This is a genomic window from Micromonospora sp. IBHARD003, from assembly GCF_056106285.1.
The window spans coordinates 690,818-702,803 of record NZ_JBWBBX010000001.1; the positions used below are offsets into that span (position 1 = coordinate 690,818).

The 11,986-nt window shown below is 71.1% G+C and carries 13 protein-coding genes; 5 read left to right on the forward strand and 8 right to left on the reverse strand.

Annotated elements, in window-relative coordinates; translation table 11 throughout:
• Positions 1-50 precede the first annotated feature (50 nt).
• Positions 51-1,085 (reverse strand): NUDIX hydrolase, encoded by a 1,035-nt coding sequence (locus tag ACTWOL_RS02835; RefSeq protein WP_474293944.1) that lies wholly within the window; start codon positions 1,083-1,085, stop codon positions 51-53.
• 272 nt (positions 1,086-1,357) lie between these two features.
• Here ACTWOL_RS02835 and ACTWOL_RS02840 point away from each other — a divergent pair, with 272 nt between their 5' ends.
• Positions 1,358-1,546 (forward strand): hypothetical protein, encoded by a 189-nt coding sequence (locus ACTWOL_RS02840; protein ID WP_474293946.1) that lies wholly within the window; start codon positions 1,358-1,360, stop codon positions 1,544-1,546.
• 219 nt (positions 1,547-1,765) lie between these two features.
• Here the strand turns inward: ACTWOL_RS02840 and ACTWOL_RS02845 are convergent, their stop codons facing one another.
• Positions 1,766-2,716, reverse strand: a complete 951-nt coding sequence (locus ACTWOL_RS02845) for an ROK family protein (protein ID WP_474293948.1) — start codon at positions 2,714-2,716, stop codon at positions 1,766-1,768.
• A gap of 241 nt (positions 2,717-2,957) precedes the next feature.
• Here ACTWOL_RS02845 and ACTWOL_RS02850 point away from each other — a divergent pair, with 241 nt between their 5' ends.
• A complete protein-coding gene (locus tag ACTWOL_RS02850) occupies positions 2,958-4,001 on the forward strand; it encodes a LacI family DNA-binding transcriptional regulator (protein ID WP_474293950.1) in 1,044 nt (347 codons plus the stop codon).
• A 328-nt stretch (positions 4,002-4,329) separates the two neighbouring features.
• The gene (locus ACTWOL_RS02855; protein WP_474293952.1) at positions 4,330-4,653 is read left to right on the forward strand and encodes an antibiotic biosynthesis monooxygenase family protein; all 324 of its coding nucleotides are present in this window, start codon (positions 4,330-4,332) and stop codon (positions 4,651-4,653) included.
• A gap of 80 nt (positions 4,654-4,733) precedes the next feature.
• Here the strand turns inward: ACTWOL_RS02855 and ACTWOL_RS02860 are convergent, their stop codons facing one another.
• On the reverse strand, positions 4,734-5,567 hold the full coding sequence (locus ACTWOL_RS02860; RefSeq protein WP_474293954.1) for a class I SAM-dependent methyltransferase: 834 nt from the start codon (positions 5,565-5,567) through the stop codon (positions 4,734-4,736).
• A 68-nt stretch (positions 5,568-5,635) separates the two neighbouring features.
• Here ACTWOL_RS02860 and ACTWOL_RS02865 point away from each other — a divergent pair, with 68 nt between their 5' ends.
• The gene (locus ACTWOL_RS02865; RefSeq protein WP_474293956.1) at positions 5,636-6,238 is read left to right on the forward strand and encodes a TetR/AcrR family transcriptional regulator; all 603 of its coding nucleotides are present in this window, start codon (positions 5,636-5,638) and stop codon (positions 6,236-6,238) included.
• A 58-nt stretch (positions 6,239-6,296) separates the two neighbouring features.
• Here the strand turns inward: ACTWOL_RS02865 and ACTWOL_RS02870 are convergent, their stop codons facing one another.
• The 5 genes from ACTWOL_RS02870 to ACTWOL_RS02890 all read right to left on the reverse strand — a co-directional run bounded on the left by ACTWOL_RS02870 (position 6,297) and on the right by ACTWOL_RS02890 (position 10,855).
• Entirely contained in the window at positions 6,297-7,616 is a 1,320-nt protein-coding gene (locus ACTWOL_RS02870) for a DUF6986 family protein (RefSeq protein ID WP_474293958.1), read from the reverse strand.
• A 153-nt stretch (positions 7,617-7,769) separates the two neighbouring features.
• Complete coding sequence (locus ACTWOL_RS02875) at positions 7,770-8,732, reverse strand: electron transfer flavoprotein subunit alpha/FixB family protein (protein WP_474293960.1); 963 nt, start codon at positions 8,730-8,732, stop codon at positions 7,770-7,772.
• 57 nt (positions 8,733-8,789) lie between these two features.
• The gene (locus tag ACTWOL_RS02880; RefSeq protein WP_474301081.1) at positions 8,790-9,569 is read right to left on the reverse strand and encodes an electron transfer flavoprotein subunit beta/FixA family protein; all 780 of its coding nucleotides are present in this window, start codon (positions 9,567-9,569) and stop codon (positions 8,790-8,792) included.
• Positions 9,570-9,814: 245 nt separating this feature from the next.
• The gene (locus ACTWOL_RS02885) at positions 9,815-10,321 is read right to left on the reverse strand and encodes a flavin reductase family protein (RefSeq protein WP_474293962.1); all 507 of its coding nucleotides are present in this window, start codon (positions 10,319-10,321) and stop codon (positions 9,815-9,817) included.
• 210 nt (positions 10,322-10,531) lie between these two features.
• The gene (locus ACTWOL_RS02890; protein WP_474293964.1) at positions 10,532-10,855 is read right to left on the reverse strand and encodes a TlpA family protein disulfide reductase; all 324 of its coding nucleotides are present in this window, start codon (positions 10,853-10,855) and stop codon (positions 10,532-10,534) included.
• A gap of 400 nt (positions 10,856-11,255) precedes the next feature.
• Here ACTWOL_RS02890 and ACTWOL_RS02895 point away from each other — a divergent pair, with 400 nt between their 5' ends.
• The gene (locus tag ACTWOL_RS02895) at positions 11,256-11,978 is read left to right on the forward strand and encodes a lysophospholipid acyltransferase family protein (protein WP_474293966.1); all 723 of its coding nucleotides are present in this window, start codon (positions 11,256-11,258) and stop codon (positions 11,976-11,978) included.
• The last annotated feature ends 8 nt before the right edge of the window (positions 11,979-11,986 follow it).

Consider the following 11,986-nt stretch of genomic DNA (forward strand, 5'->3'; position numbering starts at 1 on the left):
CAGGATGCGCTCCGCGCCCCGGGTCGGAGGCGTACGGGCCCCGTCGGCCTCTAACCGACGGGCACACCCGCCTCCAGGTTGAGCACCGTCCCGCGTTCACGGGCGCGCAGGGCCCAGCGCAACCGCTCGTAGCGGGCCGGCGGCAGCATCGCCGCGGCCTCCTCCTCGGATGCGAACCGCCAGTCCCTCAGTTCCTCACCGGGCAGCAGCACCCGCGAAGCCTCCTCGGCGCTGAGCCGTCCGCCGTCGAAGAGCATCCGCAGTCCGCCGTAGCCGGGCGGCCGTGGCGGCTCCCAGTCGACGACCAGCAGCCGGGGTACGGCATCGAGGTGGACGCCGATCTCCTCGGCCACCTCGCGCATTCCGGCGCGGGCCGGGGACTCGCCCCGCTCCACCACTCCGCCGGGGAACTCCCAGCCCGGCTTGTAGGTGGGGTCGACGAGCAGCACCCGGTCCTGGTCGTCGAAGAGGAGCACACCCGCGGCCTGGGTCTCGGCGGTCGGCTCGGGCGTCTGCACGATGTCGCAGACTCCGGCGGCGCCGGTCCTTACGGCTTCAGCGACCGCCTCGGCGGTCTCACGGGGTGTCAGACGGGAGGAGTCGACGACATGGGCGTCGGCGGTGAGCCAGCCAAGTGCGTGCCGATAGGGCTCGATGTGGTCATAGGCCCACTGCCGTACGCGCTGTTCGGCGTCGGGGACGTCCGGCTCCTCACGTGCGGCGATACGGGCCCGCAGGATCGTTTCCTCCGGGGCGAGCAGGACATGACGCACGGGTATGCGCCGGGCGGCGAGACTGCCGAAGATCTCGTCGCGGTACTCCTGGCGCAGCAGGGTCATGGGCACCACGAGGACTCCGCCGCACTCGGCGAGCATCGCGGCAGCGGCGTCGACGACGAGCCGGCGCCAGATCGGCAGGTCCTGGTAGTCGGTGACCTCATCGAGCCGCTTCTGCGGCAGGAGGTACCGCAGCGCCCCGCCGATCACCTCGGGGTCGTACAACGTGCTGTTCGGGATGAGATCGACCAGTTCGCGAGCAGCGGAGGTCTTGCCCGCGCTGAACGTACCGTTGATCCAGACGATCACGGTTCCCCCTCTTCCGTAGCCCCCGGTGGGCTGTCCGCTACACCCTGCCACGGAACCCGGTGTCTCCGGGCGGGGGCAACCGTTCCGTTCCGGTCCCGGAGCGGAACCGTGCCGGGTACACACCGGATACGAAACAGCGTCGAGGCGGTCGGAAACGGGCCCGGGCGATCGGGCACGGACTCCGGCAGGCCGGGAATGGGCGCCGGGCAGGCGGGGCGTAACAGAAGCCCTGAAGTGTCGTTGGGCGTCACAAGGACGAGGGGGGTACGGAGATGACGCGCCGTAGGGTGCTGGAGGTCTTTCCCGCCGGGGGGCCACGGGGCAGCCGCCCCGCGGAGGAGTTCGCGCGAGCCCGCCGCGACGAGGGCCTTCCCGCGGAGGTCGTGATGAACCTGGATGCGGACGCGTTCCTGGTGGTCGTGCCGCACCAGCAGTCGGACGCGTACCGTCACCCGCTGTGAGGGGCGGCCCGCGGCGCCGCGCTTGCCGCCGGGCCCGCTCGAACGCCTCGGGCCACTGCCGGGCGGCGGCACCACCGCCATCGCCCGGCTGCCCCAGGGCACGTCCCCCAACATGGCCGAAACGGCGCGCTGCGCCGCAGGGGGTTACCGCGGACCGGGGAGTTCCGGTGTGAGCTCGCCGTCGTGTGCACGGTCCCGGGGCGACCGCCGCACCGGGTCTCACCCCCTGAGCGTGGCCGTCGTATCGCCGCGCCGGGCCGCTGCCGCCGCCCCCAGCAGACCCGCGTCCCTCCCGGTGCGGGCCGGAGCCACCACGAGGTGCTGGACGAAGGACAGGGTGGCGTAGTCGCGGAGCGCCTTGCGCAGGGGCGTGAAGAGCACGTCCCCGGCGCCCGCAACTCCCCCGCCGATGACGGCGATGCGGATCTCGACGAGCGTCGCGGTCGCAGCGATCGCGGCGGCCAGGGCCTGGGCGGCGCGCTCGAAGGAGGCGGCGGCGACCGGGTCACCCATCGCCGCCGCCGCGGCCACCGCCGCCGCCGAGGTGTCGCCGTCGGGGCCCGGGCGCCAGCCGTTGTTCAGCGCACGGCGCGCGATGTTGGGGCCGCTCGCGATCCGCTCCACACAGCCGCGGCCCCCACAAGGGCACAGCTCACCGTCGAGGTCCACGCTGATGTGGCCGATGTGCCCGGCGTTCCCGGTCGGTCCGGGGTGCAGCCTGCCGCCGAGCACGAGTCCGCCGCCGACCCCCGTCGAGACGACCATGCACAGGGCGTCGTCGTACTCGCGCGCGGCGCCCAGCCAGTGCTCGGCCGCCGTCATCGCGACGCCGTCGCCGACCAGTTCGACATGGTGTCCGCCGGTGAACACGCGCACCCGGTCCACCAGGGGAAAGCCCCGCCAACCGGGTACGTTGACCGGGCTGACCGTGCCCGTGGACGCGTCCACCGGCCCTGCGCTTCCGATGCCGACGGCCGTCACACGCAGCCACAGCGGTGACCTCATGAGCTCCCCGAGTACCGACTCGACCGCGCGCATCACCGTCTCGCCGTCCTCGCGGGCCGGGGTCGGCCACTGGGTACGCAGGAGGATCCTGCCGCCGACGTCCACCAACGCGCCGGCGATCTTGGTACCACCGATGTCGAGTGCGGCGACGAGGTCGTTATGCATCGGTGTGGGGTCTCCCGGGGGGACTGGCGGCCGGACAAAACGCCGACCTGCGGCTTCGATCACCAGTCTCCCCTGCCCTGACAACGTTGTCCAGGGCCTATGCTCGACGCCACAGCCTTGCACAGCAGGAACGCTGGGTGGCTCCCGGCGGTAGGGTTTTCCGTCTGGATCATGCCGGGGGCGCGCAGGGCTCACCCCGGCGCCCCGACAGGGCGCACCGACGACGACAGGACAGCTGACTGTGGCCGAGTTCGCCCGCCGACCCGCGACCAACCGCTACGGCACCCGGCCCACGATGAAGGACGTGGCCGCGCGCGCCGGGGTCGGGCTGAAGACGGTCTCCCGGGTGGTGAACGGCGAGCCGGGTGTCACCCCGGACACCGAACGCCGGGTGCAGGAGGCGATCGACGCCCTCGGCTTCCGGCGCAACGACAGCGCCCGGGTGCTGCGCAAGGGCCGCACCGCGTCGATCGGGCTCGTGCTGGAGGACCTCGCCGACCCCTTCTACGGTCCGCTCAGCCGGGCGGTGGAGGAGGTCGCGCGGGCCCATGGCGCGCTGCTGATCAACGGCTCCAGCGCGGAGGACCCGGACCGCGAGCAGGAGTTGGTGCTCGCGCTGTGCGCCCGTCGCGTGGACGGACTCATCGTCATCCCTGCCGGACACGACCACCGTTACCTCGAACCGGAGATCAAGGCGGGCATCGCCACGGTGTTCGTGGATCGCCCCGCCGGCCGGATCGACGCAGACGTGGTGCTGTCGGACAGCTTCGGCGGCTCCAGGGAGGGCGTCGCACACCTGGTCGCGCACGGACACCGGCGGATCGGGTTCATCGGCGACCAGCCGTGCATCCACACCGCGAAGGAGCGACTGCGCGGCTATCGCGCCGCCATGGAGGACGCCGGTCTGCCCGTGGACGAGCGATGGGTCGCGCTGGGCTCGACCGATCCCGAGCGGGTCACTGCGGCCGTGGAGGAGATGCTCGCGGGACCGGACCCGGTCACCGCGCTCTTCGCCGGCAACAACCGCGTGACCGTGACGGCGGTGCGGGTGCTCGCGGGGCGCGACACCCCCGTCGCCCTGGTCGGCTTCGACGACATCGAGCTGGCCGATCTGCTCGGCATCACCGTCATCGCCCAGGACTCCGCGACGCTCGGGCGTACGGCGGCGGAACAGCTCTTCCGCCGGCTGGACGGTGCGACCGAGGAGCCCGCCCGCGTCGAACTCACGACGAGGCTGCTCGCACGCGGCTCCGGCGAGCTGCCGCCGCCGCCCGGGACGCGCTGAAGGGGCGCCGGCCCGCCGGGGTCCTCCGCAGACCGGCCATGGACCTCGGCACGGGGCGGCGGACCACCGGTGACCCCGTACGGGCCCGGCGGACCCGCCGCGCCCCTCGTATCGCGGGAGCAACGCCCGCTCCCGGCCGACGAGTTCGCCATGGCGTCCTGCGATGCGGAGCCGGAGCGTCGCGCCGGGGAGTGCGTCCCCTCACACCCTCCGGGGTGCGGGGGCCACACCGCGCCGAACACGGAGAGTTGCACCGAGTTGCGCTGAGTTCACCGCTCAAGACAATGGTTGGGGCGGCAATTCCGTCCGAGGCGGAGGGAGAGGGATTGTGAAGCCTTCGATAGCTGTCTCTCAGGATTCGGGCCGTATCCGCGTCGTGAGGCTGCTCCATGTCCGCGAGGGCATGGAGGACGGTTTCGTCAAGGCGTACAAACAGGTACGCAGAAAGGCCGCGGCAAGTCCTGGGCATCTCGGCGAGCAGCTGTGCCGCTCATCAGAGAATCCCGGGCAGTGGCTGCTCACCAGCGAGTGGGAGAACATGGAGGCCATCAAGCAGTGGCGGATGAGCTCCGAGCACGAGGCGCTCGTCCAGCCGATGAACGCGTGCCTCCTCGAGGAGCGCACCACGACGGTGTTCAACATCGTGGAGTGACAGCCTGGTTCACCAGGCCGGTGGGGGCCCGTCTCCGTGCGCCGGCCGCGCACGAGGCGGGCCCGCGCCGCCCTGCGCCGTCAGTCGGTCCGCGTTCCCGCACCGGTGCGAACAGCTGTGATCACCAGCGCGGTGTAACGCATCGTGAAGCCACCCCCCAGAGCATCGACGGCGGCTCCGATGCCCGTCAGCACTTCTTCCTGCTTGTCGGGCGGGAGCTGGGCGTGTCCACCGGTGGTGGGCAACTGGTCGAGCCACTCGTCCCGGGTGTAGTTCCGCTCCCAGTCGAATCGCCACTCCTCGGGGTCACCGAACGCGCCGGTCTCGCGCATTCCGTCTGCCGCCCGGGTGCACAGCGCGGCGTACCCGTCCTCGCTTGCCCGCGGGCGGGCGGCGAGCGAGTCGGGCGCGATCCGGCGGTAGACCGCGGAGAAGGCCTCCGCGACAGCGGACGGCGGACGGTCCACGTTCCAGAACGCCGCCAGCCGGCCACCCGGCCGTAGCACCCCGGCAGCCTTCGCCGCCCCTGCCACGGGGTCCACCCAGTGCCAGGTCTGCCCGGAGACGACCACATCGAACACACGGCCCGCGGGATCCCAGGCTTCGAACGCCCCCACCTCGACGTCGAGCCCGCGCATACGCGCCCACGCGGCCATCCGCGGGTCGGCTTCGACTCCGAGCACCTCGCAGCCGGCCGCCTGGAACTGCCGCGCCGCGATACCCGTACCGATGCCGACGTCGACGACGGCCCGGCCGGGGGCGGCGGCGACGATGCGCTCCACCATGGGGCCGGGATAGCGGGGGCGGGCCCGGTCGTATCGCTCGGGGTCCGAGCCGAACGACTCTGCCAGCTCACGGACTTGATGGGGCGTGCGCGAGGAGAGGCCCGCTCGCTCGGGCGGTAAAGTGGGCATGCGCCCACTATGGTGGGCACATGCCCACTCGTCAAACGGCAAGCCCGTAGGGGAAGAAGGGACGCACGATGCCGACAGGCGTGGCCATGCGCGATGCCCGCGAGCAACTGTTCGATGCAGCGGAGCGCGTCCTGTTCCGGGACGGACCGAGCGCGCTCACCAGCCGGGCGGTCACCGCGGAGGCCGGCTGCGCCAAGGGTGTGCTGCACCGGCACTTCGCCGACTTCGACGCCTTTCTCGCCGAGCTGGTCCGGGACCACATCGGCCGGATCGACAGCCGCTCCGCCGCCCTGAACGACGACGCCGGGACCGGCGTTGTCACCGACAACCTCACCGCCGCGCTGATGGACTTGTTCGGCTCTTCGGTCGCGGTGGCGATCGTCGGCCTCGTGATCTCCAGGGACGGGCTGCGCACCCGGCTGCGCCAGGCCGGATCGACGGGGGTCCCGGTCCTGGCGGAGGCGACCGCCATGATCGCCTCCTATCTCACCGCCGAGCGGGCTGTGGGCCGTATCGCGGCCGACGCCGACGTCGGCACCCTCGCCCCCACGCTCATCGGGGCCTGCCATCTGCTCTTCGCCGACCGGGAAGGCACCCCGCCGGAGCCTGAAGCGGTCCACAGGGTCGTGTCCACGGTCGTCGCCTGCGCCGTCCCGGAACGACCGTCATGAACGGACCGTGCGGACCGTGAGCACACGGGCATCCGTTCACCGCGTTCCGGGGCTCGGTTCACCGCGTTCCGGAGCTCAGTTCGCCACGTCGCGGACGTGCGTAAGCCTCGAGCTGCTCGCGGTTCAGCCCTGCGAGCCGGGTCACCTCGTCGTCGTCGAGGGCTCCGCACTCCAGTCCGCGCAGCAGATAGCCGCTGAGCGCCTTCGCGGTGGCGGGCTCGTCCATGATGCCGCCCTCGGTCCTCGCGGCGTAGGCGGCGAGCCGGCCCGCGGCCGCCGCCATGCCCTCGCGATAGAAGGCGAAGACCGCGGCATAGCGGGTGGGGAGATGGGCCGGGTGCATGTCCCAGCCCTGGTAGTACGCCCGGGCAAGGGCACGGCGCGTCAGTCCGTAGTGCAGCCTCCATGCCTCGTGGACCTGCTCGGTGGGGCCGACGGGGAGCACGTTCGTCGAGCCGTCGGACACCCGCACGCCTGTACCCGCGGCCGCGACCTGCATGACGGCCTTGGCGTGGTCCGCGGCCGGGTGGTCGCTCGCCTGGTACGCGGCGCTCACGCCGAGGCAGGCGCTGTAGTCGAAGGTGCCGTAGTGCAGCCCGGTGGCGCGGCCCTCGGCGGCGTCGATCATCCGGGCGACGGTGGCGGTGCCGTCGGCGGCGAGGATGGCCTGACTGGTCTCGATCTGGATCTCGAAGCCGATCCGCCCCGCGTCCAGGCCGTGCGTCTTCTCGAAGGCCTCCAGAAGCCGGACGAACGCCGTGACCTGTTCGGCGTAGGTGACCTTGGGGAGGGTGAGGACCAGCCCGGCGGGCAGACCGCCGTGCTCCAACAGGCCGGTGAGAAAGACGTCCGTGGTGCGGATGCCCCGGTCGCGCACGGCCGGCTCCATGCACTTCATACGGATGCCCGTGTACGGGGCGGTGGCGCCGGGCCGTACAGCCGGTCCGGAGGCGGCGGCCCCGGAGTGCGCTTCGGCGAGGAGTCGGGCGGCGCGGGCGGCGTCGGCGTCCTCGTCGACGCCCCGGTAGCCGTCCTCGAAGTCCACGCGCAGATCCTCGACCGGTTCGCGCTCCAGCTTGGCCCGCACCCGGGCGTGGACGGGCTCGGCGAGTTCGTCGGAGAGCCCGAGCACCCGCGCCAGAGCCTCGGCGTCCGGGGCGTGCGCGTCGAGGGCGGCGAGGGCCTGGTCGCCCCAGGACCGTACGGTGTCCGCGCCGAAGTTCTCACCGGGCACGTAGACCGTGTGGACGGGCTGACGCGTGCCGGGGTCTCCCGGGTAGCGGCGGGCGAGCTCCGCGTCCACCGGTGCGAGGGAGGCGCTGATGGCCTTGCTGACCGCGTCGGCCAGGCTCGTGCTCGCCTTCTCCTGCTGCCCCATCGATGCACACCCTCCCATTTTCCACTCACCGGAATCTTCCATCCGTATGGCGAAGCTAGTGGGGGCTACTGATCTGCGTCAATGGTCCACCGGAACGGCACGGGGCCGCGCGGTGAGGTTCACCGTGCGGCCCCGGACGGATGCCCTTCGGGCTCAGCCCTTGCGGGTCTTGACCTCTTCGGTCAGCTGTGGGACGACGTCGAAGAGGTCGCCGACGACGCCGTAGTCGACGAGTTCGAAGATCGGGGCTTCGGCGTCTTTGTTGATGGCGACGATGGTCTTGGAGGTTTGCATGCCGGCTCGGTGCTGGATGGCGCCGGAGATGCCGGAGGCGATGTAGAGCTGGGGGGAGACGGACTTGCCGGTCTGGCCGACCTGGTTGGAGTGGGGGTACCAGCCGGCGTCGACCGCGGCGCGGGAGGCGCCGACGGCGGCACCGAGGGAGTCGGCGAGGGCTTCGATGACCGCGAAGTTCTCGGCGCCGTTGACGCCACGACCACCGGAGACCACGATCGCGGCCTCGGTCAGCTCGGGGCGGCCGGTGGACTCGCGCGGGGTGCGGGAGACGATCTTGGTGCCGGTGGCCTGTGCGGTGAAGGACACGGTCAGCGCCTGGGGGGTGCCGGCGGCGGGGGCGGGCTCGACCGGGGCCGAGTTCGGCTTCACGGTGATGACCGGGGTGCCCTTGGAGACGCGGGACTTGGTGGTGAACGCGGCGGCGAACGCGGACTGGGTGGCCACCGGGCCCTGCTCGCCGGCTTCCAGGTCGATGGCGTCGGTGATGATGCCGGAGCCGATCCGGACCGCGAGACGGCCCGCGATCTCCTTGCCCTCCGCGGAGGACGGCACCAGCACCGCCACGGGCGACACGGCGTCGTAGGCGGCGTGCAGGGCGTCGACCTTCGGGACGATCAGGTAGTCGGCGAACTCGGGGGCATCGGCGGTCAGGACCTTGACGGCACCGTGCTCGGCGAGGACGCCGGCGGTGGCCTCGGCGCCGGAACCGAGAGCGACGGCGACCGGCTCACCCAGACGACGAGCCAGCGTCAGCAGCTCCAGCGTGGGCTTGCGAACGGCACCGTCGACGTGATCGACGTAGACGAGAACTTCAGCCATGGGACTTCTTCTCTCCTGCTTGCAAAGGATGCGGGACGACTAGCGGTTGACCGAAGCTCAGATGAACTTCTGGCTCGCGAGGAACTCCGCGAGCTGCTTACCGCCCTCGCCCTCGTCCTTGACGATCGTGCCCGCGCTACGGGCCGGACGCTGGGCCGCGGAGTCGACCGCGCTCCAGGCACCCTCAAGACCGACCTCCTCCGCCTCGATCTCGAGGTCGGACAGGTCCAACGACTGAACCGGCTTCTTCTTCGCGGCCATGATGCCCTTGAAGGAGGGGTAGCGGGCCTCACCCGACTGGTCCGTCACCGACACCACCGCGGGCAGGGCGGCCTCCAGCTGCTCGCTGGCACTGTCCCCGTCACGCCGGCCCTTGACCGTGCCGTCCTGGACCGAAACCTCGGACAGCAGGGTGACCTGCGGGACACCCAGACGCTCGGCGAGGATGGCCGGCAGCACACCCATGGTGCCGTCGGTGGAGGCCATACCGCAGATCACCAGGTCATAGCCGGTCTTCTCGATCGCCTTGGCCAGCACCAGCGACGTGCCCATCACATCACTGCCGTGCAGATCGTCGTCCTCGACGTGGACGGCCTTGTCGGCACCCATCGACAACGCCTTGCGCAACGCGTCCTTGGCGTCCTCCGGACCCACGGTCAGCACCGTGACCTCCGCCTCGTCCGCCTCGTCGGCGATCTGCAGCGCCTGCTCGACCGCGTACTCGTCCAGCTCCGACAGCAGACCGTCCACATCATCCCGCTCGACGGTCAGGTCATCGGCGAAGTGCCGGTCACCGGTGGCATCGGGCACGTACTTCACACAGACAACGATCCTCAAGCTCACGCCGGCTCTCCTACTGCATCCGTCTTTTCCGTGGGTCCCCCGCACCGAAGCCAAGGGGGGCCTGCCTTGTGCAGGCAGCATAGGCGCCCGAAGGCGGGGTTTCCGGTCGCGACGACCGGTGCCCCGTACGTCATATTACTCGTCAGTACATAGCGGAGAGCGTCGATAAGCAAGCGCTTGGAACTGTGATGTTGACAACGCTGTGTAACCGGGATTTCGCGGTTGCCCCGAGCGTTGAATCAGTCTCTGAGCGCGTTGAAGCGGCCCTGGTGGTACACGAGCGGACGCCCGGCGCCATCGGGCTCACCGGCCACCGCCTCGGCGATCACGATGCAGTGGTCGCCCGCCGGCACCCGTGCGATCACACGGCAGACCAGCCAGGCGAGCACACCGTCCAGGACCGGAACGTCTTCGGGCCCGTTGCGCCAACGGGTGGGCGGCGCAAAGCGATCGGCGCCGCTGCGCGCGAACGTGGCGGCCAGTTCCCGCTGGTGCTCGCCGAGTATGTGCACGCCGATGTGCTCGGCGTCCGAGACGACGGGCCAGCTGGACGACGCCGTGCCGATACCGAACGACACGAGCGGGGGCTCGGCCGCGACGGAGTTGAGCGAGGTGGCCGTGAATCCGACGGGACGCTCGCCCCGTGCGGTGATGACCGCGACGCCCGCGGCGTGCCGCCGGAAGACGGAGCGGAGCAGCTCGGGTGAAGCGAGCTGTGGGGTGCCGAGACCGGGCAGTGGCGCCATCGAGTTGTCCTTCTGCGAGTGCTGCGAACAGTGGTTCCGGGGTTGTTCAGACACCCGGACAGCGCGCGGTCGCATGACGGGCCGGGTTCGCACAAGCCCGGCCGTGGAGAAGGAAGAGAGATGGCACGTCGCCAGCCTGGCGATCGCAGGCTCGCGCAGTCAAGCGGGTCCCGCGATATGGGAGCAGCGTCACGCTGCGGTGGCCGGGCGTCACAGCGCCGCACCGACGGCCGCGATGACATCGGCCTTACGGGGCTGCCCCGATGCCCGCCGTACGATCAGGCCGCTCGCGTCGAGCACCAGGACGGTCGGCGTGCGCACGATGTCCAGCGCACGGACCAGTGCGAGCCGGTCCTCGGCGTCGATCTCCACATGGGCGACTCCATCGACCATGGCCGCCACCTCGGCGAGCGTCCGGCGCGTCGCCCGGCAGGGCTGGCAGAAGGCGCTGGAGAACTGCACCAGTGTCGCCCGCTCCCCCAGCTCCGCACCCAGCTCGGTGGGCCCGAGTCGTCCTGGTGCGTGCCCGTTCATCCCCGGTCCTCGCTCGGCTGCTGCTTCCACTGCCCCTGCCCGCCTGCCACTTGCCCTGTGTCCACCCGACCGACTGCGGCCCGTCGACCGGCCGATCGACCCATCGACCCATCGACGAAGTCTGCCCGACGGACGGAGTCCGCCCGCCGTCCACATCCGTCGCCGCACCGCCCGCCGGTGCCGGTGGCCCGTCTCCGTCGCCCGTGAACAGCGCCTGTGAGGCCGCACAGATTCCCGTCCGGTGACACGACGTGATGAGAATCTCGCCCTCTGAGGCGTCCAGGGCTGGCCGTTGCGCCGCGCATGGGGCACGATCTGCCTCAATGCCGAAAACCTACGGCTGCGTAACTTCCGCCGGGCGCACCCTCCCGGGGCACAGTAAGGAAGGGTCTCCCCACCTATGGCTGAGCTTGTCTACCGGCCGGTCGTCGGCGCCGCTCTCACCTTCTTCAAGGCGCTTGACCTGAAGATCGACACCCAGGGGTCGGAGAACATTCCGCGCTCCGGCGGTGCGGTGCTGGTGAGCAATCACATCAGCTACCTCGACTTCATCTTCTCCGGCTTGGCAGCCCTGCCACAGAAGCGCCTGGTCCGCTTCATGGCGAAGGACTCGGTATTCCGGCACCGGATCTCGGGCCCGCTGATGCGCGGGATGAAGCACATCCCCGTGGACCGAACGCAGGGCGAGGCGGCTTACGCGCACGCACTGGAGTCGCTGCGCTCCGGCGAGATCATCGGGGTCTTCCCCGAGGCCACCATCTCCCAGTCGTTCACGCTCAAGAGCTTCAAGTCGGGTGCCGCGCGGCTCGCGCAGGAGGCGGGCGTCCCTCTGATCCCGATGGCCCTGTGGGGCACCCAGCGGGTGTGGACCAAGGGACGTCCGAGGAACCTCAAGCGCAGCCACATCCCCGTGACGATCCGGGTCGGCGAACCGATGGCGGCGCCCAAGGACCAGTACGCGGGCGCCATCACCCGACGGCTGCGTGAGCGGGTGCAGGAGCTTCTTGAAGCGGCTCAGCGGGCCTACCCCGTACGCCCGAAGGACGCGAACGACACCTGGTGGGTGCCCGCGCACCTCGGCGGCACGGCGCCGACCCCGGCGGAGGTCCGCGAGGCGGGCTGAGGGGGCGC

Excerpts from the sequence above, each read along its gene's own strand:
- ACTWOL_RS02840 (WP_474293946.1), top strand. The coding sequence starts at position 1,358 with ATGACGCGCCGTAGGGTGCTGGAGGTCTTTCCCGCCGGGGGGCCACGG.
- ACTWOL_RS02845 (WP_474293948.1), bottom strand. The coding sequence starts at position 2,716 with ATGCATAACGACCTCGTCGCCGCACTCGACATCGGTGGTACCAAGATC.
- ACTWOL_RS02860 (WP_474293954.1), bottom strand. The coding sequence starts at position 5,567 with ATGCCCACTTTACCGCCCGAGCGAGCGGGCCTCTCCTCGCGCACGCCC.
- ACTWOL_RS02865 (WP_474293956.1), top strand. The coding sequence starts at position 5,636 with ATGCCGACAGGCGTGGCCATGCGCGATGCCCGCGAGCAACTGTTCGAT.
- ACTWOL_RS02870 (WP_474293958.1), bottom strand. The coding sequence starts at position 7,616 with ATGGGGCAGCAGGAGAAGGCGAGCACGAGCCTGGCCGACGCGGTCAGC.
- ACTWOL_RS02875 (WP_474293960.1), bottom strand. The coding sequence starts at position 8,732 with ATGGCTGAAGTTCTCGTCTACGTCGATCACGTCGACGGTGCCGTTCGC.
- ACTWOL_RS02885 (WP_474293962.1), bottom strand. The coding sequence starts at position 10,321 with ATGGCGCCACTGCCCGGTCTCGGCACCCCACAGCTCGCTTCACCCGAG.
- ACTWOL_RS02890 (WP_474293964.1), bottom strand. The coding sequence starts at position 10,855 with ATGAACGGGCACGCACCAGGACGACTCGGGCCCACCGAGCTGGGTGCG.
- ACTWOL_RS02895 (WP_474293966.1), top strand. The coding sequence starts at position 11,256 with ATGGCTGAGCTTGTCTACCGGCCGGTCGTCGGCGCCGCTCTCACCTTC.